18 protein-coding genes and 1 tRNA gene are annotated in these 18,659 nt (G+C 69.6%); 16 read left to right on the forward strand and 3 right to left on the reverse strand.

The window, feature by feature from the left end:
- Positions 1-127: 127 nt before the first annotated feature.
- The 5 genes from ACMX37_RS13705 to ACMX37_RS13725 all read left to right on the forward strand — a co-directional run bounded on the left by ACMX37_RS13705 (position 128) and on the right by ACMX37_RS13725 (position 5,516).
- A complete protein-coding gene (locus ACMX37_RS13705; protein WP_483146462.1) occupies positions 128-1,198 on the forward strand; it encodes an acyltransferase family protein in 1,071 nt (356 codons plus the stop codon).
- 72 nt (positions 1,199-1,270) lie between these two features.
- Complete coding sequence (locus ACMX37_RS13710; protein ID WP_483146463.1) at positions 1,271-2,389, forward strand: glycosyltransferase family 2 protein; 1,119 nt, start codon at positions 1,271-1,273, stop codon at positions 2,387-2,389.
- Positions 2,389-3,309: a glycosyltransferase family 2 protein gene (locus tag ACMX37_RS13715; protein WP_483146464.1), complete on the forward strand. Its 921-nt coding sequence runs from the start codon at positions 2,389-2,391 to the stop codon at positions 3,307-3,309. The genes ACMX37_RS13710 and ACMX37_RS13715 overlap by 1 nt, the downstream gene beginning before the upstream one ends.
- On the forward strand, positions 3,306-5,078 hold the full coding sequence (locus tag ACMX37_RS13720; protein ID WP_483146465.1) for an ABC transporter ATP-binding protein: 1,773 nt from the start codon (positions 3,306-3,308) through the stop codon (positions 5,076-5,078). Before ACMX37_RS13715 ends, ACMX37_RS13720 begins: the two co-directional genes overlap by 4 nt.
- Positions 5,079-5,162: 84 nt before the next feature.
- Complete coding sequence (locus ACMX37_RS13725) at positions 5,163-5,516, forward strand: tyrosine-type recombinase/integrase (protein ID WP_483146466.1); 354 nt, start codon at positions 5,163-5,165, stop codon at positions 5,514-5,516.
- A 33-nt stretch (positions 5,517-5,549) separates the two neighbouring features.
- Here the strand turns inward: ACMX37_RS13725 and ACMX37_RS13730 are convergent.
- Positions 5,550-5,623 (reverse strand) — tRNA-Gln (locus ACMX37_RS13730).
- Positions 5,624-5,805: 182 nt separating this feature from the next.
- Between ACMX37_RS13730 and ACMX37_RS13735 the strand changes: the two genes are divergently transcribed.
- The gene (locus ACMX37_RS13735) at positions 5,806-7,098 is read left to right on the forward strand and encodes a Ppx/GppA phosphatase family protein (protein WP_483146467.1); all 1,293 of its coding nucleotides are present in this window, start codon (positions 5,806-5,808) and stop codon (positions 7,096-7,098) included.
- Entirely contained in the window at positions 7,095-7,754 is a 660-nt protein-coding gene (locus ACMX37_RS13740) for an RlmE family RNA methyltransferase (protein ID WP_483146468.1), read from the forward strand. Before ACMX37_RS13735 ends, ACMX37_RS13740 begins: the two co-directional genes overlap by 4 nt.
- 42 nt (positions 7,755-7,796) lie before the next feature.
- On the opposite strand, the gene ACMX37_RS13745 is transcribed toward ACMX37_RS13740, so the two are convergent.
- Positions 7,797-8,528, reverse strand: coding sequence for a c-type cytochrome (locus ACMX37_RS13745; RefSeq protein WP_483146469.1), 732 nt, complete (start codon positions 8,526-8,528; stop codon positions 7,797-7,799).
- A gap of 97 nt (positions 8,529-8,625) precedes the next feature.
- Between ACMX37_RS13745 and ACMX37_RS13750 the strand changes: the two genes are divergently transcribed.
- The 8 genes from ACMX37_RS13750 (at position 8,626) to bla (ending at position 16,884) form a co-directional block, all read left to right on the forward strand.
- On the forward strand, positions 8,626-9,531 hold the full coding sequence (locus ACMX37_RS13750) for a prephenate dehydratase (RefSeq protein ID WP_483146470.1): 906 nt from the start codon (positions 8,626-8,628) through the stop codon (positions 9,529-9,531).
- A 61-nt stretch (positions 9,532-9,592) separates the two neighbouring features.
- Positions 9,593-10,297 (forward strand): hypothetical protein, encoded by a 705-nt coding sequence (locus tag ACMX37_RS13755; RefSeq protein ID WP_483146471.1) that lies wholly within the window; start codon positions 9,593-9,595, stop codon positions 10,295-10,297.
- Positions 10,294-11,598, forward strand: a complete 1,305-nt coding sequence (locus ACMX37_RS13760; protein ID WP_483146472.1) for a DUF4350 domain-containing protein — start codon at positions 10,294-10,296, stop codon at positions 11,596-11,598. Before ACMX37_RS13755 ends, ACMX37_RS13760 begins: the two co-directional genes overlap by 4 nt.
- A complete protein-coding gene (locus ACMX37_RS13765; protein ID WP_172835916.1) occupies positions 11,595-12,557 on the forward strand; it encodes an AAA family ATPase in 963 nt (320 codons plus the stop codon). The genes ACMX37_RS13760 and ACMX37_RS13765 overlap by 4 nt, the downstream gene beginning before the upstream one ends.
- 10 nt (positions 12,558-12,567) lie before the next feature.
- Positions 12,568-13,935, forward strand: coding sequence for a DUF58 domain-containing protein (locus tag ACMX37_RS13770; protein ID WP_483148413.1), 1,368 nt, complete (start codon positions 12,568-12,570; stop codon positions 13,933-13,935).
- Positions 13,932-15,017 (forward strand): stage II sporulation protein M, encoded by a 1,086-nt coding sequence (locus ACMX37_RS13775; RefSeq protein WP_483146473.1) that lies wholly within the window; start codon positions 13,932-13,934, stop codon positions 15,015-15,017. The genes ACMX37_RS13770 and ACMX37_RS13775 overlap by 4 nt, the downstream gene beginning before the upstream one ends.
- Positions 15,014-15,952: an RDD family protein gene (locus ACMX37_RS13780; RefSeq protein ID WP_483146474.1), complete on the forward strand. Its 939-nt coding sequence runs from the start codon at positions 15,014-15,016 to the stop codon at positions 15,950-15,952. The genes ACMX37_RS13775 and ACMX37_RS13780 overlap by 4 nt, the downstream gene beginning before the upstream one ends.
- Positions 15,949-16,884, forward strand: a complete 936-nt coding sequence (gene bla, locus ACMX37_RS13785; protein ID WP_483146475.1) for a class A beta-lactamase — start codon at positions 15,949-15,951, stop codon at positions 16,882-16,884. Before ACMX37_RS13780 ends, bla begins: the two co-directional genes overlap by 4 nt.
- A gap of 112 nt (positions 16,885-16,996) precedes the next feature.
- Here the strand turns inward: bla and ACMX37_RS13790 are convergent, their stop codons facing one another.
- Complete coding sequence (locus ACMX37_RS13790) at positions 16,997-18,061, reverse strand: isoaspartyl peptidase/L-asparaginase family protein (protein ID WP_483146476.1); 1,065 nt, start codon at positions 18,059-18,061, stop codon at positions 16,997-16,999.
- A gap of 74 nt (positions 18,062-18,135) precedes the next feature.
- On the opposite strand from ACMX37_RS13790, the gene ACMX37_RS13795 reads away from it, so the two are divergent.
- A complete protein-coding gene (locus ACMX37_RS13795; protein WP_483146477.1) occupies positions 18,136-18,648 on the forward strand; it encodes a GNAT family N-acetyltransferase in 513 nt (170 codons plus the stop codon).
- Positions 18,649-18,659 lie beyond the last annotated feature (11 nt).

Below are 18,659 nucleotides of genomic sequence, written 5' to 3' on the forward strand. Positions count from 1 at the left end.
GCAAGCGCGCCGGTTCAACATGCATCCGCTAACATGAGGTATGAAAACATTGCGCAGGCAAGGCTAACGTTACGCCTCTCTTCCGAAGCAGGTAGCAGGATTGCTGGCGGGCCCAACAACGCACGACGTGCAGCTCGACGGCTTGCGCACCTTGGCAGTGGGCGGCGTGCTCTACGCGCATTTTCTGGCCGAGCATTCACTCGCCGGACATCAGGGCGTTCGGTTGTTCTTCGTCCTCAGCGGATTCCTGATCAGCCGCATCCTCATCAACGTTGCCCGAAGTGACGACTTCCGACTGAAGACGGCGCTCGCGGCCTTCTACACACGCCGCGTGCTGCGCATTGCGCCGGCCTACCTCCTTCTCGTGCTCGCGGTCTTCGTGGTCGGCGCGGTCACCGAGATCGGCACCCTCAAGTGGTACGTGACCTTCCTCTCAAACTTCCTCTACGCGATCCGCGACGAGTGGAACCCGTGGATCATGGGCCACACCTGGAGCCTTAGCATCGAGGAGCAGTTCTACGCGCTGTGGCCGCTGATCATCTTTCTGACGCCCGCACGGCGCTTGAAGGCGGTGTGTTGGGCGGCGATCGCGTTGTCGATCGCCTATAGGGCCTTCCTGCCGATAACGCTGGAGCCGTCGATCACCCGCGATCTGCTCCCCCCCGCGGCGCTCGATGCGTTGGGCGCAGGCGCGCTACTGGCGGCGTATCGCGCCGAGGACAAGGTGCCAATCAGCGGCCGCCTCGGGTTCGTTGCCGCGCTGAGCCTCGCGGGATACTGCGTCGCCTATGTCAGCGAACCTTCCGGCGCGCTTGGGCTGTGGGCGCAGTGGGCTGCGCGCGAGGTGTTGCTGGTGCCGGTGCTGCTCTATGCCGTCAACGGCGCAGTCGACGGGTTCCGTGGTCCGATCGGACGGGTGCTCGCCAATCGCCAGATACGCTTCATCGGCCGGATCAGCTACGGCATCTACCTCTACCATTTCTTCGTCCTGTGGGCGGTGCTGACGCTGTTCCCCGACGTGCCGGGTTTCGCCGAGAACGGCTGGTCCCGCTTCATCGTCTGCGGAGGCCTCGCTATTTTGGCCGCTTCGCTCTCATGGTTTTTGTTGGAAGAACCAATCAACCGTTACAAACGGCACTTCCCCTACACCCGTCCGCCCGGCGCGGCGCCACCCACCAAGCAGGTTAAAGCAGGTTAACGCGCCTGCTCGTGGCATAGGGCATCGGCTCGCATCGGCAGGGGGGGTGGAACGCTTGCCACAACATCAGCCGTGCGCCCGCGCGGCGAAATTGGAGCGCTCGCCATCAAACCTCTCGTCAGCATCCTCCTGCCGGTGTTCGACGGCGAGCCGTTCCTCGGTACGGCGCTCGCGAGCCTGCTGTCGCAGACGCACCGCGACTTCGAGATCATCGCGATCGACGACGGATCGACCGATGACTCGCTGGCGATTCTGCGAGCGGCGCAACGCGTGGATGACCGTATCCGGATCGTCAGTCGCGAGAACCGCGGCCTCATAGCCACCCTCAACGAAGGGCTGGGCCTTGCGCGCGGGCGCTTCATCGCGCGCATGGATGCCGACGACGTTGCCTATCCCGAGCGCCTCGCCGCCCAACTCGCTGCCTTTGCCGCCCGCCCGGGCGCGGCGATGTGCGGGACTGGGTTCGATACGCTGTTCGGCGGACGCATGAACCCGGGGGGCCTCGATCCGATCTACACCCAGGGCGATCTTGCGGTGCTCGCGCGGTTCTACACCATCTTCATCCATTCGACGGTGATGTTCGACCGCGCGGTGCTTCCGCCCGACATGCTGCGCTACGACCCGCGCTACCCCCATGCCGAGGATTTTGACCTGTTCCGGCGGATCGCCTTCGCCCACCCGGTCATCGCCGAGCGGCGCAGCCTCGTCGGCTATCGCGTGCACGAAGCAAGCGTCAGCGCGCGGCGTAAGCGCGAAATGCGCCACACCCATGTGCGGATCGTCGCCGAGAACCTTGCCGACTGCGAACTCGCCGACCCGGAGGCGATGGAGGCGGTGGTGAGCGCGCCCTCCCCGACCACGATCGACCGGCTGACGCGGCTGCTGGCGGCGATCGAGGCGGTCATTCCCACGCGCCCCGAGGCCGAGCGGGAGAGCTGGAGGCAGGGGGTCGTCCACCTCTTCTACTTCTTCTACACGCTCGTTCGCGACGAGGGCGATGCGCGGCTCGTGCAGCGGATGCTTGAGGGCACCGGCCGCAGCGCGCTCGTCCGGCGGCGCGAGCGGATCATCGCGGCAAGCGGCACCTGGCTCGGCGAGGCACACATGCTGTGGCGGGGCCTTGCCGTGGTCGACGCGGTGCAGCGCCATGCGACCTCGCGGCCTTTCCGCGTGCAGGGGCGATCGTCCTGATGGCGCAAGGCAGTCCCGTTCCCGACGTCTCGATGATCGTATGCACCCGCGAGCGGCCCGCAGCGCTGGCGCACTGCCTTGCCTCGATCCGCGCGGCCGCCGCTGCGGCGCCGCAGATCGAGGTCGAACTGATCCTTGTGGACAATTCCGCAGGCGCCAGCGCGGCGCCGGTGCTCGGGGCGATGGAGGCGCAGGCAAATGTGCGCGCACGGCTGGTGCATGAGCCTGTCCAAGGCCTCGCCCGCGCCCGCAACGCGGGCCTGCAGACGGCGCGGGCGGACATCCTCGCCTTCACCGACGACGATTGCCGGCTTGCACCCGGCTATTTCGCAGGGCTGATCCGGGCCTTCGAGGAAGCGGACGGCCCGGCGGTCATGGGCGGGCGGGTGACACTCGGGGACCCGCGCGACTTCGAATACACCGTGCGTCCGGGCGAGCAGGCCGAGCGGTTTCATGACGGGCTCGTACCCGGCGGGTTCCTGCTCGGCTGCAACTTGGCTTTTGACCGCACCGCCTTCGCGCAGATCGGACTGTTCGACACGCGCTTCGGCGCAGGGGGCCTGTTCCGCTCCGCCGAGGACACCGACTACGTGGTGCGCGCCTACGAGGCGGGCGTGCCGGTGATCTACGCACCGCACTTCGCGGTCAGCCACCACCACGGCCGCGCCACCCGCGCCGCAATCAAGGCCGTCCACGCCGACTACAATTTCGGCAACGGCGCGCTGCTCGTCAAGCACCTGCACTCCTCGCCGTGGATGCGCCGCCAGTTCGGCTGGCTGGTGCGAGCCTGTGTGCGCGAGGCCATGACCGGGCGCCGGTTCGACCCCGCGCTGGGACTGTCACACTTCCCTGTACTCGCCACCATGCTCGCCGGGATGCGCCGCTACTGGGCCCTGCAACGCCGGGGAACGGGAACGTGAGCGGCGCTCCGGAAACACCGACCCCTCCTGCCGGGACGGTGCTGCGCACCGCGCTGGAGGCGCTCGGCGACAAGCGCCGTCTGCTGCCGATGGTGATCGCGCTCGGCATTCTTGCCGCCGCGCTGGAGGGCGTGGGGATCGGACTGATCGTCCCGGTGCTGTCGATCATCGTCGAAGGCGACGCGGCGAGCGGCCTGATCGGCCGACTGTTCGCCGGGCTCGGCGTCGGCCTGCCACCCGGGACGCGCCTCGTCATGCTTGGCGGGCTGATCATCCTCCTCGTCGCGCTCAAGAACGTGGTGGCTTACGCCAACGCGCTGCTGGTCAGCCATCTCTACGGATCGGGCGGGCACCGCACCCGCACCACGCTGGCCGAGCGCATCCTCTCGGCCGATTTCGGCTACCTCCTCGCCGAGCGGCCTGGCCGGATCCTGAACGTTTTGTCGAACGAATCCTGGCGCATGGCCGACGCCGTGCAGGTGTTCCTGAAGCTCGCCATCGCCGCCAGCGCCGCGGCGATCTTCGGCCTGATCCTGGTAGCGCTGTCCTGGCAGCTGGCTCTGCTCGCGGCGGCAGGCTTCCTGCTCGTGCAGGCGCTGCACTACCTGCTCTCGGTCCGCCTCAAGCCCTTCGGACGGGTTCTGGCCGAGACCAACCGCGAAATGGCCTCGGCGATGCTGCACCTCGTCCATTCGGGGCGTGTGGTGCGACTGTTCCAGCAGGAGCGGACCGAGGCCGAGCGCTTCGCGCAGCATTCCGAGGAACTGCGCGCCGCCGCCTTCGCGCTCGATCGGCGTTCGGCGGCCCTGCCGGCGCTGACCGAACTGCTGCACGTGGTCCTGTTCTTCGGCATCATCATTGCCGCATGGGCGGCAGGGACGAGCTTCCCGCTGATCGCTTCCTTCGTGATCCTGCTATACCGGATGCAACCGCAACTGCGCGAGATCCAGACCAACTGGTCGCTGCTCCACGGCTGGAGCGGTTCGCTTGAAGAGGTGCGCGCGGTGAGCGCGGGCTGCGACTCGGCGCACGCGCCTTCTGGAGAAAAGCCATTTGCCGGACTGGCGAAGGAGATCGCCTTCGAAGCTGTCGACTTCGCCTATCCCGGGACAGACCGCCGCCAGGTTCTCCACTCGGCCGACTTCACGATACGCGCTGGGCGCGCCACCGCTCTCGTCGGGCGCTCCGGCTCAGGCAAGAGCACGGTGGTCAACCTGCTCTGCCGCCTGCTGGCGCCCACGGGTGGCAGGATCCTGGTCGACGGCACCGACCTCGGGACGATCGAACCCGCCGCATGGCGCAGCCACATCGCCCTGGCGAGCCAGGACCTCGAGCTGGCGGAGGGAACCGTCGCCGACAACATCGCCTACGGCAAGCCCGGTGCGAGTGCCGCCGAGATCGAGCGCGCCGCCGTCATGGCAGAAGCCCATGGCTTCATCACCGCCCTGCCGCAGGGCTACCGGACGTGGCTGGGCTATCGTGGTGCCTTCATCTCCGAAGGCCAGCGGCAGCGGCTCGCGCTCGCGCGGGCGCTGCTGCGCGATCCAGATATCCTGATCCTCGACGAGGCGACCAACGCGCTCGACGGGATCTCGGAAGCAGCGATCATCGAGACCATGAAGACTCGCACAGGCCGAGGCACGACCATCGTCATCTCGCACCACAAGAAGACGCTCGCCTTCTGCGACGACATCGTTCTGCTGCGCGAAGGCCGGGTAATCTCCGCGCCGCAGGACGATCTGGAGCGGGTTTTCGCAAAAATGGGGTAACTTACTCGAAACGCTGTCCGGCAGATCAAGGCACGCACGATCCGCCAGACCGAGGCTCGAATGTGATCAACTTGGTGGTGCGTAGTGCGGCATTCGTGGTGCATCTGGTCGCTCGGGCCGAAGCTCCTTCTCGAAGACAAAGCTGGCAAGCCCTTCACGGCAAAGGGCTTCTACAATCTCATCAAGAGATCCTGCATCAAGGCAGGGCTTCCACATTGTTCGGCGGATGGACTGCGTAAATCTGCCGCGCGCCGTCTTCGGGAAGCGGGCTGCAGCGACGAAGAAGGCATGTCGATCACGGGCCACAAGACGGTGAGAGAGTACCGCCGATATGCTGGCGATTCCGGTAACGCTGCCCGAGCCGATGCCGCGATGGCTCGTGCCTACGGCACGGAAGTGTCTAACCAAGCGGAAAAGTCAGACACCCAAGCGCCTTAACATCTTAGAAATCCGCTGGAACTCGGTTGTGGCTGGATGCCCCGCAAGGATTCGAACCTTGATTGACGGAGTCAGAGTCCGCTCTCTTACCATTAGAGGACGGGGCATTGCCGGGCGCCGGATCATGTCCGGCGCTGTCTGCGAGCGCGCTCCCTAGTTTCGTGCGGGGCCGAGGTCAAGCGGGTTGCGTGCCCCCTGCTTGCTCTCGCGCCGTGCATGGGGTAGCTTGGTGCCAAGTGCCATGCGGCCCGAAGGCATCGCGCATGGTGGATATGGAAGCAGTGCGATCATGGCGGAAACACTCCCGCCGGACAGGAATAGAAGTGCTGGGAAACACCGGGGCGGCAAGTCCGGCAAGGTAGCCGATTTCCGCTACAAGCGCCCCCCTCAGCCCGATCCCCGCCCCTCTGGCCGCGATGGCCGGACGAGGGGCACAAACGGCGAAGCCCGCCGCCCCGTGCGCCCCGGCAACGGCGGCGCGACGGGTGCAGGCACAGGCCGCGCCGATCCCGATCTCGCCGACATCGGCGCCATCCGGGGCGCGGCCCACGGCGAGGCCTACGCCGCGCTCGACCTCGGGACAAACAACTGCCGGTTGCTGATCGCCCGCCCCTCGGGCCGCGACTTCACCGTGATCGACGCCTTCAGCCGGGTGGTGAAGCTGGGCGAGGGCCTCGCCACCAGCGGGCGCCTGTCGGACGCGGCGATGGACCGCACGCTTGCCGCCCTCGCGATCTGCGCCGACAAGCTCCAGCGCCGCAACGTGCGCCTCGCGCGCAGCGTCGCGACCGAGGCCTGCCGCCGCGCCGAGAACGGCCCGGAATTCATCGAACGCGTCCGCCGCGAGACCGGCATCGCGCTCGACATCATCAGCGCCGAGGAGGAGGCGCGCCTCGCCGTGCTCGGCTGCCACATCCTGCTCGAGGCAGGCGAGGGGCCGGCGGTGATCTTCGACATCGGCGGCGGCTCGACCGAGCTCGTGCTGGTCGAGGCGGATGAAACCAACCGCGTCCCGCGCATTATCGACTGGCAGAGCGTCCCTTGGGGCGTGGTCTCGCTGACCGACACGGTCGGCCGCGCCGAGGACAGCGAGGCGGCGCGGATCGCCCGCTTCGCCCGGATGCGCACGATGGTCGCCGATAGCTTTGCCCCCTTCGCCGAACGGGTCGCCGCCGCGGCGCGCCATCCCGACATCCGCCTGCTAGGGACCAGCGGCACGGTCACGACGCTCGCCAGCCTCTATCTCGAACTGCCGAGCTACGACCGGAAGGCGGTGGACGGGCTGATCGTGCCGGCAGGCGAGATGCGCGAGATCAGCGCGCGGCTTTCCGTGATGACCCCCTACGAGCGCGCGACCCTGCCCTGCATCGGGCAGGACCGCGCCGATCTGGTGGTGGCGGGCTGCGCGATACTTGAGGCGATTCTCGACCTGTGGCCCGCGCGCCGTCTGGGCGTGGCCGACCGCGGCATCCGCGAGGGGATCCTGAGGAGCATCATGGCCGCCGAACGCCAGTCGGAACGCTCGCTCAAGGCGCTCAAGAGCCAGCGCGGCGCAAACGGCTCCGGGCGGCCTGCCCGATGACGCGCGGCGCCAAGGACACCGGCAAGCGGGTCAAGACCGCCAGGGGCCGCACCGCATCGCAGGTGCGCTGGCTCGAGCGCCAGCTCAACGACCCTTACGTGAAGCAGGCCAAGGCCGACGGCTATCGCAGCCGCGCGGCCTACAAGCTGATCGAGCTCGACGAGAAGTTCGGCCTGCTCAAGGGCGCCACCCGCGTGGTCGATCTGGGGATTGCGCCGGGCGGCTGGGCGCAGGTGGTGCGCGCGAAGAAGCCCAAGGCCGAGGTGGTGGGGATCGACCTCCTGCCCGTGGAGCCACTGGAGGGCGTGACGATCTTCCAGATGGACTTCATGGACGACAAGGCCCCCGCGATGCTGGCCGATGCGCTCGGCGGCCCGCCCGATCTGGTGATTTCCGACATGGCGGCGAACACCGTCGGCCACAAGCAGACCGATCACCTGCGCACGATGGGGCTGGTCGAGGCGGCGGCGTGGTTCGCGGCGGAGAACCTCGCGCCCGGCGGCGCCTTCGTCGCCAAGGTGCTGGCGGGCGGCACCGATGCCGACCTGCTGGCGCTGCTCAAGAAGCACTTCGCGACCGTCAAGCACGCCAAACCCCCGGCGAGCCGCAAGGGCTCGTCGGAGTGGTACGTGATCGCTCAGGGGTTCAAGGGCTAGGCGGCACGCAACCCGCGCGCCGCGTGCCAGCCCGGCAAGGCCTCAGCGGCCGGTGCCGGGGTTCGAGGGGACCGGCTGGTCGGCGCTGGCACCGCCGGCGGATTCCACCGCACTCGCTTCCTCGCCGTCGACCGGGGCCGCAGCAGCGGCCGGATCGACCGCCGTGCCCTCACCCGCCGCGTCGGCGACGAAGGACGGGATCGGCAGGTTCGCACCCTTCGAGTTGAGGTAGGCGGCAATTGCGGCACGGTCCTCGATCTTGGACAAGCCGGCGAAGCTCATCTTGGTGCCCGGCACGTAACCCTTGGGGTTCTTGAGCCAGTCGTTCATCTTGTCCCAGTCCCAGGTGCCACCCAGCGCCTTGAGTTCGGCGCTGTAGGCAAAGCCGCCCTTGGCCGCGACCGGACCGCCCATCACGCCCGCCAGATTCGGGCCGATGCCGTTGGCGCCGCCCGCGTCGATGGTGTGGCAGCTCTGGCACTTGGAATAGGCCTTCTCGCCGGCCGCGATCAGTTCCGCGGCGGGCATGGTGTTGAGCGCCTCGGCCATCGACATCTCGGCCGGGCCCGCGCTCTCTTCCACCGCGCCCTCGATCACGTAGCCGAGCTTTTCGGGCCGCTGCGGATCGTCGCCGTGGAAATACTTGCCCGAGAGGATCGAAAGACCCAGCCCGAGACCGGCCGCGAACAGCACCCAGCCGGCGGCAGTGTTGAACAGATCGCCGCCACCGTTCTGGCCTGCGGCGCTATCCTGCGAAGAGTTGTCCTGTGTCATCCCGCGCGGCTCATAGTGTCGCCCCGCGATGCGCGCAAGACCGATCGTGGCACGAATTCTTGCGCGGAATGCAACGAGGCTCTAGGCGCGCGGGGCTATGCGATCCTTCCCCGGCCCTGCTCTCGAAATCGTCGACCGGATGCGCGCCGCCGCCGCGGCCGAGCCTGCGCGCGCGATCGCCTTCCAGGGCTCGCCCGGTGCCAATTCGCACCGCGCCGCGACCGAGGCCCGCCCCGACATGCTGCCGCTGCCCTGCTTCAGCTTCGAAGATGCGCTCGAGGCGGTGAAGGACGGGCGGGCGGGCCACGCCATCATCCCGATCGAGAATTCGCAGCACGGGCGGGTCGCGGACATCCACTTCCTGCTGCCCGAAAGCGGCCTGTCGATCGTCGGCGAGTATTTCATGCCGATTCACCACGCGCTGATGGCGCTCGGCCCCAACGAGCCGGGGCGCACGTTCGAGGCCGCCTACAGCCACCCGCAGGCATTGGGCCAGTCGCGCCGTTACCTGCGCGCGCGCGGGATCGTGCCGCTGAGCCACGCCGACACCGCGGGAGCTGCCGCCTACGTCGCCGAGCGCGGCGATCCCACCGTCGCCGCCATCGCCCCCGCGCTCGCCGCCGAGCTCTACGGGCTCACCATCATCGAGCACAATGTCGAGGACAGCGCCGACAACATGACGCGCTTCGTCATCCTGGCGAAAGAGGCGCTCGCCCCCGCGGCGCTCGCGGGGGAGGCGGTGATGACCACCTTCATCTTCGAGGTGAAGAACATTCCGGCCGCGCTCTACAAGGCGCTCGGCGGGTTCGCCACGAACGGGGTCAACATGACCAAGCTGGAGAGCTACCAGCAGGGCACCAGCTTTGCCGCGACGACCTTCTACGCCGATATCATCGGCGCGCCGGGGGATGCGGCAGTCGACCGGGCGCTGGAGGAATGTGCGTTCCATTCCAAGGAATTGCGCATTCTCGGCAGCTACGCGCAGGGCCGCGCGCGGGGATAGGGCGGGGGCGGCACCTTTCCCGTTGCACAGCGGCAGAGGGCATGCCACCACCATGCCCGGGATGACCGCAGCGGCCGCAAACACGCCTACAGGATCACCGCCGGAGCCGGTCGGAGCGCCTCCCGCCGGATGGGAGGCCCTGCGCGCCGACGGCAATGTCCAGTTCGCGCCGGTCACCATTCCCGACATCCCCCCCCGCAAGCCCGGCTGGTTCGAACGGCTGCTGTCCGACCTGCTCGAGACGCTGGGCGACTGGCTCGGGCCGGTCGGCGCGGCGCTGGGCGATTCGTGGTGGTGGCTGCAATGGGTGGTGGCGGGGATCGTCTGCCTGTTCGCGCTGGTGCTGCTGGTGCGCCTGATCGCGCCCGATCTGCTGCGCCTGCGCCGGCCCGCAGGCACCGGCGGCGCGGCGGCGGAGGAATGGCGGCCCGAGGTCGCCGCCAGCCTCGCCCTGCTCGAGGATGCCGACAAGCTCGCCGCCGAGGGCCGCTTCGACGCGGCGACGCGGCTGCTGCTTCAGCGCAGCGTCGGGCATATCGCCGCCGCCCGGCCCGACTGGGTCGAGCCCTCCAGCACCGCGCGCGAACTCGCCGCCCTGCCCGCGCTGCCCGATGCCGCGCGTGCCGCCTTCGGGGTGATCGCCGCGCGGGTCGAGGCCTCGCTGTTCGCGCTGCGGGCGCTCGAACGCGCGGACTGGGAGGCGGCGCGGGCCGCCTATGCCGAATTCGCCCTCGCCCGCATCGACCCGCAGGGCCGCGCGGCATGAGCGGCGGCGGGCCGGCCTTCACGCGGGCGGGCGCCTTCGCGCTGGTGGCGGGCGGCCTCGCCCTGTTCCTCGCCATGCTCGCGCTGATCGCGGCGGGCGAGGATTTCGGCGGCGACCCGGGCAACGGGCAGGCCCATGCGTCCAGCGTGGGCCTCAACGGCTATGCCGGTCTCGTCCGGCTGGTCGAGGCGCAGGACTACGATGTCGAACGCTCCCGCAGCCCCGGGGGGCTCCAGACGACGGGGCTGCTGGTGATCACACCCCCGGCCTTCGCCGACCCGGAGGCGATCGACGAGATTCTGCAGGATCGCACCTTCATCGGGCCGACGCTGGTGATCATGCCCAAGTGGCGCGCCATGCCTCCGCCCCCGCAACTCCCCCCGAGCGCGCGCGAGAAGTTCAGGCGCGGCTGGGTGCTGCTCGGCCGCGCCGTCGCGGCGCCCTGGGCGGAGGAGCTGTCCAAGTCCTACCGCTTCGATCACGAGGTCTTCCCCAAGCCGGTCTGGCCGCCCAAGGAGCCCGCCGAGCCGCCGGCGCCGGGGCGCTGGAGCGGCATGGGCCTTTCCGGCGCATTGCCCGCCGCTCCGACCCTGTTCGCCGCCCCCGCCGCCCCGCACGAGGTGCTGATCCGCGACGACGGCGGGCGGGTGCTGGCCTTTTCGGTCAACCCCGGCGAGGGCATCGACGAGGAGAATCCCGCCTACCCGGTCATCTTCCTCGCCGACCCCGACCTTGCCAACAATTATGGCCTCGCCGACCCCGCCCGCGCCGCGGCGGCGATCGCGCTGGTCGACCGGCTGGCGGACGAGGGCGACATCTACGAGGTGACCTTCGATCTGACGCTCAACGGCTTCGGCGCTTCGGAGAACCTGCTGACGCTGGCCTTCCGCCCGCCCTTCCTCGCCGCGACGCTGAGCCTGATGGTGGCGCTGCTGATCGTCGGCTGGCGCGCCTTCCAGCGGTTCGGCCCGCCCGCTGCGGCAGCGCCCGACATCGCCTTCGGCAAGCGCCAGCTGATCCTCAACGGCGCAGGGCTGATCGTGCGCGCACGGCGCTTTGCGCTGCTGCGGCGGCCCTATGCGGCGCTGGCCGCGCGGCGGCTGGCCGAGCGGCTCGGCCTTTCGCGGCCCGATCCCGAGGCAATCGACGCCGCGCTCGCCCGCCGCCTGCCGACCGAAGAACCCTTCACCCGCCGCGCCGCGCGGCTGGAGGCGGCGGAAAAGCCCGCCGACATCCTAGCCGCGGCGCAAGACCTCGACGACCTCGCCACCAAGCTCCAACAGGGACAAGCCAGCGCATGACCATGACACTCGACGACGTCCGCAGCCTCGCCGACGCCATCCGCGCCGAGATCGCCAAGGCGATCGTCGGGCAGGAGGGCATGGTCGACATGCTGCTGGTGGCGCTCCTCTCGGAAGGGCACGTTCTGCTGGAGGGCCCTCCCGGCACCGCCAAGACCTTCCTCGCCCAGAGCTTCGCGACCGCGCTCGGGCTCGATTTCGGGCGCATCCAGTTCACCCCCGACCTGCTGCCGGGCGACATCCTGGGGTCGAACCTGTTCAACTTCCAGACCAGCCAGTTCACCCTCACCCGGGGGCCTATCTTCTGCGACCTGCTGCTCGCCGACGAGATCAACCGCACCCCGCCCAAGACCCAGGCCGCGCTGCTGGAGGCGATGCAGGAACGCCGCGTCACGCTCGACGGGGAGACCCACCACCTGCCCGACCGCTTCATGGTGGTGGCGACCCAGAACCCGATCGAGAACCAGGGCGTCTATCCCCTGCCCGAGGCGCAGCTCGACCGCTTCCTGTTCAAGCTGCTGGTGCCCTACCCCGCCGAGGACGAGGAGGCGCGGATCGTTGCCACCTACGGCCAGCGGTCCGGGCCGCAGCGCCCCGCCGATCTGGGGGTCGCGGCGGTCACCAATGCCGCCGGGATCACCGCCGCCAGCGCGGCGCTGTCGCAGGTCACCGTCGCCGAGGAGATCACCCGCTATGTCGTGCGGCTGGTGCGCGCGACCCGCGATCATGCCGAGCTGACCGTCGGCGCCTCCCCCCGTGCCGCCGTGCTGCTGGCCGGTGCCGCACGCGCCCGCGCGGCATTGGAGGGGCGCGCCTATGTCATCCCCGACGACGTCAAGGCGCTTGCCGTGCCGGTGCTGCGCCACCGCCTGACGCTCTCGCCCGCCGCCGAGATCGAGGGCCGCGACATGGAGGCGCTGGTCGCCGAGCTGGTCGAGGCGACCGAGGCGCCGCGCTAGCGTGCTGCGCATCCTGCGCCTTGTTCTCGGGGTCCTGCTGCTGCCGCTGCGGCCGCTGCTGATCGTCGCGCCGACCGAGCGCGCGGCGTGGATCGCGGCGGGGCTCGCGCCCGTCGCGGTGGTGATCGCCGCGACCGCGCCCGGCGCATGGATCGCCGCGCCCTTGCTGGGGGGCGCGCTGCTGGTGCTGATCGCGGCCGACGCGCTGATGACCGGCAAGCTCGAGGGCTGGGAGATCCGCACCGCCGAGGATATCGAGGTCGGCCAGCCGAGCCAGCTGGCCGTCACCGCGCGCTTCGGGGGCCGCCAGCCCTCCCGCGCCGAGGCCGCGCTCGCCTGCGATCCGCGCCTTGCCGCCGAGGGCCTGGCGAGCTTCGCTCTCGCGCCCGATCCGCATGGTGCGGGCTGGCGGGGCGAGACCACGCTCACGCCGGAGCGGCGCGGCACCGCCATGATCGAACGCGCATGGATCCGCTGGACCGGGCCGCTCGGCCTCGGCGGGCGGCAGGTCGATTACGCGCTGGGCAGGCCGGTGCGCATCTGGCCCGATCTCTCGCCCGTGCGCGCACCCGACTTGCAGACCTTCCTCAGGAACGCCCAGCTCGGCCTCATCAACCGGCGCATCCGGGGCGAGGGCACGCAGTTCGAGGCGCTCTCCGAATACGAGCCCGGGATGGACCGCCGCCGCATCGACTGGAAGGCGAGCGCACGCCACACGAAGCTCTTCGCCCGCGAGAACGAGAGCGAGCGCAACAACCAGATCGTCTTCGCCTTCGATTGCGGACAGGCGATGTGCGAGCCGGTCGACGGCCTGCCGCGCATCGACCGCGCCGTCTCCGCCGCGCTGACCTGCGGCTATGTCGCCCTGAAGGGCGGGGACAAGGTCGCGCTGTTCGGCTTTGCGAGGCGCCCGCAGCTGATGACCCCCTTCATCGCCGATGCCCGCGCCTTCCACCGGCTCCAGAGCGCGGCGGCGGGGCTCGACTACGAGCCGGTCGAGCCCAACTTCACCTTAGCCCTCGCGACCCTCACCGCGCGGCTCCAGCGCCGCTCGCTGGTGGTGGTGTTCTCCGACTTCACCGATCCCACGGCGGCCGAACTGATGGTCGAGAGCCTCGGGCGGCTGGTGAACAAGCATCTCGTGCTGTTCGTCACCATGACCGACAGCGAGGTCGAGGAGCTGATCGCCGCCCCGCCGGGCGACATCGCCACCCTCGCCCGCGCGGTCACCGCCGAGAGCCTCGCGCAGCAGAGGAAGCTGGTGCTCCAGCGGCTGCGCCAGCGCGGGATCGACGTGCTCGAGGCGCCGTGGGCAAGCATCGGCCCGCGCCTGATCGACCGCTATCTGGCGATCCGCGCCAGCGAGGCGATAGGATGAAGGCCCCCGTCATCTCCGCATGGTTCGGGCGCGGGCAGGTTGCCGCCCCGCCCGATATCGAGAGCGCGGCGCTGCGCTCCGACCGCTTCCGGCTGGAGCGCGAGGGCGACTGGCGCAGGCTCGAGGCGATCCTCGCGCGGATGGAGAAGGGCGGCCTGAAGCGCATCGCCGACGAGGACCTGATCGCGCTCCCCGCGCTCTACCGCACCGCCGCCTCCTCGCTGTCGGTGGCGCGCGAAACCTCGCTCGACGCCGCGACCCTCGCCTATCTCGAGGCGCTGGTGCAGCGCGCGTGGTTCCAGGTCTACGGGCCGCGGCAGGGCTTCGCGCGCTGGCTGCGCGGGTTCCTCCTCGGCGGATGGAGCCGCGCGGTGCGGGCCCTGTGGCTCGACATCTGCATCGCGCTGTTCGTGATGGTCGCCGGCGCGATCGTCGGCTGGCTGCTCGTGGCGCGGGACGAGGCGTGGTATTACCGCCTCTTCCCCGCCGGCATGGGCGAGACCCGCGTGCCCGGCGCCACCCGCGAGCAATTGCTCGAAACCCTCGCCAACGAGAAAAGCGCGGCGGGGCTTGCGGGCTTCGCCGCGCAGCTGTTCAGCAACAATTCGGCGGTGTGCATCCTCGCCTTCGCCCTGGGCTTCGCCTTCGGCATCCCCTCGCTGATGCTGCTGGTCCACAACCTTGCCCTGCTCGGCGCACTGCTGTGGCTGTTCGACACGCAGGGGCTGGTGGTGGAGCTTGCCGCCTGGCTTTCGGTCCACGGCACGACCGAGCTGTTCGGCATCCTGCTGTCGGGCGCGGCGGGGCTGCATATCGGGCGGGCGATGGCCTTTCCGGGCAAGCTCCCGGTGCTCGATGCCGCCGCCGCCGCCGGGCGCCGCGCGGCGGTGGTGATGGTGGGGGTCGTGATCATGATGATCGTCGCCGCGCTGCTCGAGGCCTTCCCGCGCCAGCTGGTCGAGGGCACGGGCGGGCGCTTTCTGATCGGGGGCACGATGCTGACCTTCTGGCTCGCCTATTTCATCCTCTACCGCCCCGCCCCGCCGGCCGAGGATGCCGCGCTGCCGCAGGGGCCGGCATGAGCAGGCGCGCTGCCAAGACGCCCGCCGCCAACAAGCGTGTGCGCACGCTGGTGACGCCCGAAGGGCTGGCGCTGCCGATCACCATCGCCCCGCGCTCGGCCCGTGCGGGCGCGCTGGCGATCGACGTGACGATTATCGTCGCCGGTCTCGTCGCCTTCCAGCTGGTGGTCCGCCGCATCGCCGACGGGATGCTAGGCGGCACCGGCTTCGATCCCGCGGGGATGCCGCCACCGGCGCTCGAGTTCCTCGGCATCGTCTTCGCGCTGTTCGTGTTCGTGGTGTGGTACGGCTATTTCCTCGTGCAGGAGCTCGGCCCGCGCGGGGCGACGCTGGGCAAGCGCATCACCGGCATCCGCGTCGCCGCGCGCGGCGGGGCACGGCTCACGCCCGAGGCGGTGATCGCGCGCAACCTGCTGCGCGATATCGAGATCTTCTACCCGCTCATCACCCTGCTGGTTCTCGCCGTGATGGCCCAGAACGGCGAGGACATCGGCCTCCTCGGCTGGGCGGTGACGGCCTGGTTCGCGCTGTTCCTGCTGTTCCCCTTCTTCAACCGCGACGCCCTGCGCGCAGGCGACATCGTCGCGGGAACATGGGTGGTCGAGCGCCCCAGCGCGCGCCTTGCCGCCGCGCTTTCGGCGCAGGGCGCGGCCGCGGCCGAGGGCGCGAGCACGGTGACCGGGGTGCGCTACGATTTCGGCGAGGCCGAGCTGTCGGTCTATGGCGAGAAGGAGCTCCAGACGCTCGAGAGGATGCTGCGGGATTCGCCGCCCGAGGCGCTTCAGGCGGTCCACGCCACGATCTGCCGCAAGATCGGCTGGGACCCGGGCGCGGGCGACGAAAGGGCTTTTCTCGAGGCCTTCTATGCGCAATTGCGCGCGAAGCTGGAGGCCGACATGCGGTTCGGCAAACGCAAGGCGGACAAGCACTCATGAGCATCGACAGACGGTTCTTCATCGGTGGATCCCTGGCGCTGGGCGCAAGCGCCTGCATCCCGCCCGACCAGAGCCCGCTCGGCCGGCTGGCGGCGGAGCTGCGCATCATCGAGGCGGCCGGCGACGGCACGCTCGGGGTCGAGATCCATGACACCGCGAGCGGGCGCTCGGTCGGGATCAACCAGGACAAGCGCTTCGGCCACGCCTCCTCGTTTAAGTTGAGCCTCGCTGCGCTGCTGCTCCAGCGCCACGCGGCAGGCGCGATAAATGCCGACCGGCGGGTGACGTGGAGCGAGGCGGACATGATCCACCACGCGCCCTTCACCCGCGAGCGGATGGCGACGGGCGCGACCCTGCGCGAACTGGCGCGGGCGACGCAGATCACCTCGGACAATCCGGCCGCCAACATCCTCCTGCGCGAGCTTGGCGGTCCGGCGGCGCTCACCGCCTTCTGGCGCAGTCTCGGCGACGAGGTCAGCCGCCTCGACCGCTACGAGCCCGAGATGAACCTCGTCCCCACGCCCGAATTCCGCGACACCACCACGCCCGCCGCAATGGCGCGCACGGTGGCGAAGATCGTCTATGGCGACGTGCTGCCCGAACCGCAGCGCGCCGAGCTCAAGGGCTGGATGATCGAGACCGAAACCGGCCTCAGGCGGGTGCGCGCGGGGCTGCCGGAAGGCTGGGTCGCGGGCGACAAGACCGGCACCAGCGGGCTGATCGGCGGGACCGAATACAACTACATCGACATCGGCTTTGCCGAAGGGCCCAAGGGTCAGGCCCCGATCACCTTCGCCTGCTATTTCCGCGCGCGCCAGACGGTCGACCAGATGCAGCCCATCGGCGAACAGACGCTCGCGCGGGTCGGGCGCATCATCAAGGAATTCGCCGAGCCCGAGCGCGGGTTGCCGCTGGTGGGGAAGATCTACTGATACGAGACAACGTTCGCCCTGAGCTTGTCGAAGGGCCGTCCTTCTTTCTTTCAAGGTCGAGAAGGAAGGACGGTGCTTCGACAAGCTCAGCACGAACGGGTTTGGTTGCCGCTCAATGATCCGGCGTCGCCGAGGCCCTTTCCTCGCCGCCGAAGATCGCCACCTCGTTCAGCCCCGCACTGTTCGCCCGGCCGCGATACATGCCGGTGGTGTTGAAGCTGAAGACCGCCTGCCCGGCGGGGGTGACGAGGATCACCCCGCCATCGCCTCCCATCTGCCTCACGTCCTCCATCACCGCATCGGCGATGTACTGCACCTCCTCGGTGCGCACGACGGGATCGGGCGCCGTGTCGTCCGCCATCGCGGCCTTGACCTCGACCGTCGCGCGCAGCCGCGCGCAGATCTCGTGGGCGACGCCGACGCGCAGGAAATACTCGCCCCAGCCGGTCGCCGAGACCGCGCAGGCGCGGTTGTCGGCATAGGTGCCCGCGCCGATCACCGGGGCATCGCCGATGCGCCCCCACCGCTTGCCGGTCATCCCGCCGGTCGAGGTGCCGGCCGCGAGATTGCCCTTCTTGTCGAGCGCCACCGCGCCCACCGTGCCGAACTTGTGATCGACATCGAGCGCGGAGAGCCTCTCGGCCTTCAGCCGCTCCAGCGATTCGCGGCGCGCGGGCGTGGCGAAGTATTCGGGCGGGGTGACGGCGAAGCCCTTGCTGGCGGCGAAGGCCTCGGCGCCCGCGCCCATCAGGAACACGTGCTCGCTGTCCGTGCGCACCCTGTCAGCAAGGAGGATCGGGTTCTTCACCGTCTTCACCCCCGCGATCGCCCCGGCGGACCGGTCGCGCCCGTCCATGATCGAGGCGTCGAGCTCGTTGGTGCCGTCCCAGGTGAACACCGCGCCCTTGCCGGCGTTGAACAGGGGCGAATCCTCCATGATGATGATCGCCGCCTTGATCGCGTCCATCGCATCGCCGCCCTCGGCGAGGATCTTCGACCCCGCATCGAGCGCGCGTTGCAGATCCGCCTCGTAGGCGGCACGTTTATCGGGCGTCATCTGCGCCGGATCGAGCGTGCCCGCGCCGCCGTGGATGGCGAGCGACCATTCGGGGGCGTCTTCGGCAAGGGCGGGCTGGGTCATGAGGGCGAGAGCGGCGAGCGCGATGAGCTTCTTCATGGGGCAGGGGTGTAACGCGGCCCTGCGGCTTTCGCCAGCTTAACAGCACGCCCCCCGCGCGCTAGGGCGAGTGCATGATCCTGCGCCCCGCCACCCTTGCCGACGCCCCCGCCCTTGCGAAGCTCGGCGCCGACACCTTCGTCGCCGCCTTCGGGCACCTCTACCGCCCCGAGGACCTCGCCGCCTTCCTCGCCGAGGTGCACGACCCCGAGGCCGTCACCGGCGAGATCGCGGGCGATGAATGCACCCACCGCCTCGTCGAGGTGGAGGGCAGCCTCGTCGCCTTCTGCAAGCTGCGCTACCCCACGAAGTTCGGCGCATACACCGACGCGCGCGACCCCATTGAACTGGGCCAGCTCTATGCCCTGCCGGGCTTCACCGGCGGCGGGATCGGTGCGCAGCTGATGGACTGGGCGCTCGCCCACGCGCGCGAGCACGGCCACGATGCGGTGCTGCTCAGCGTCTATGCCGAGAACTTCGGCGCCCAGCGCTTCTATCAGCGCCACGGCTTCGGCAAGATCGCCGACATTACCTTCAGGGTCGGGGAACATATCGACCCCGAATTCCTGTATGAGCTCAAGCTGTAACCACGGGAGAG

The organism is Porphyrobacter sp. THAI-01a (assembly GCF_056868655.1).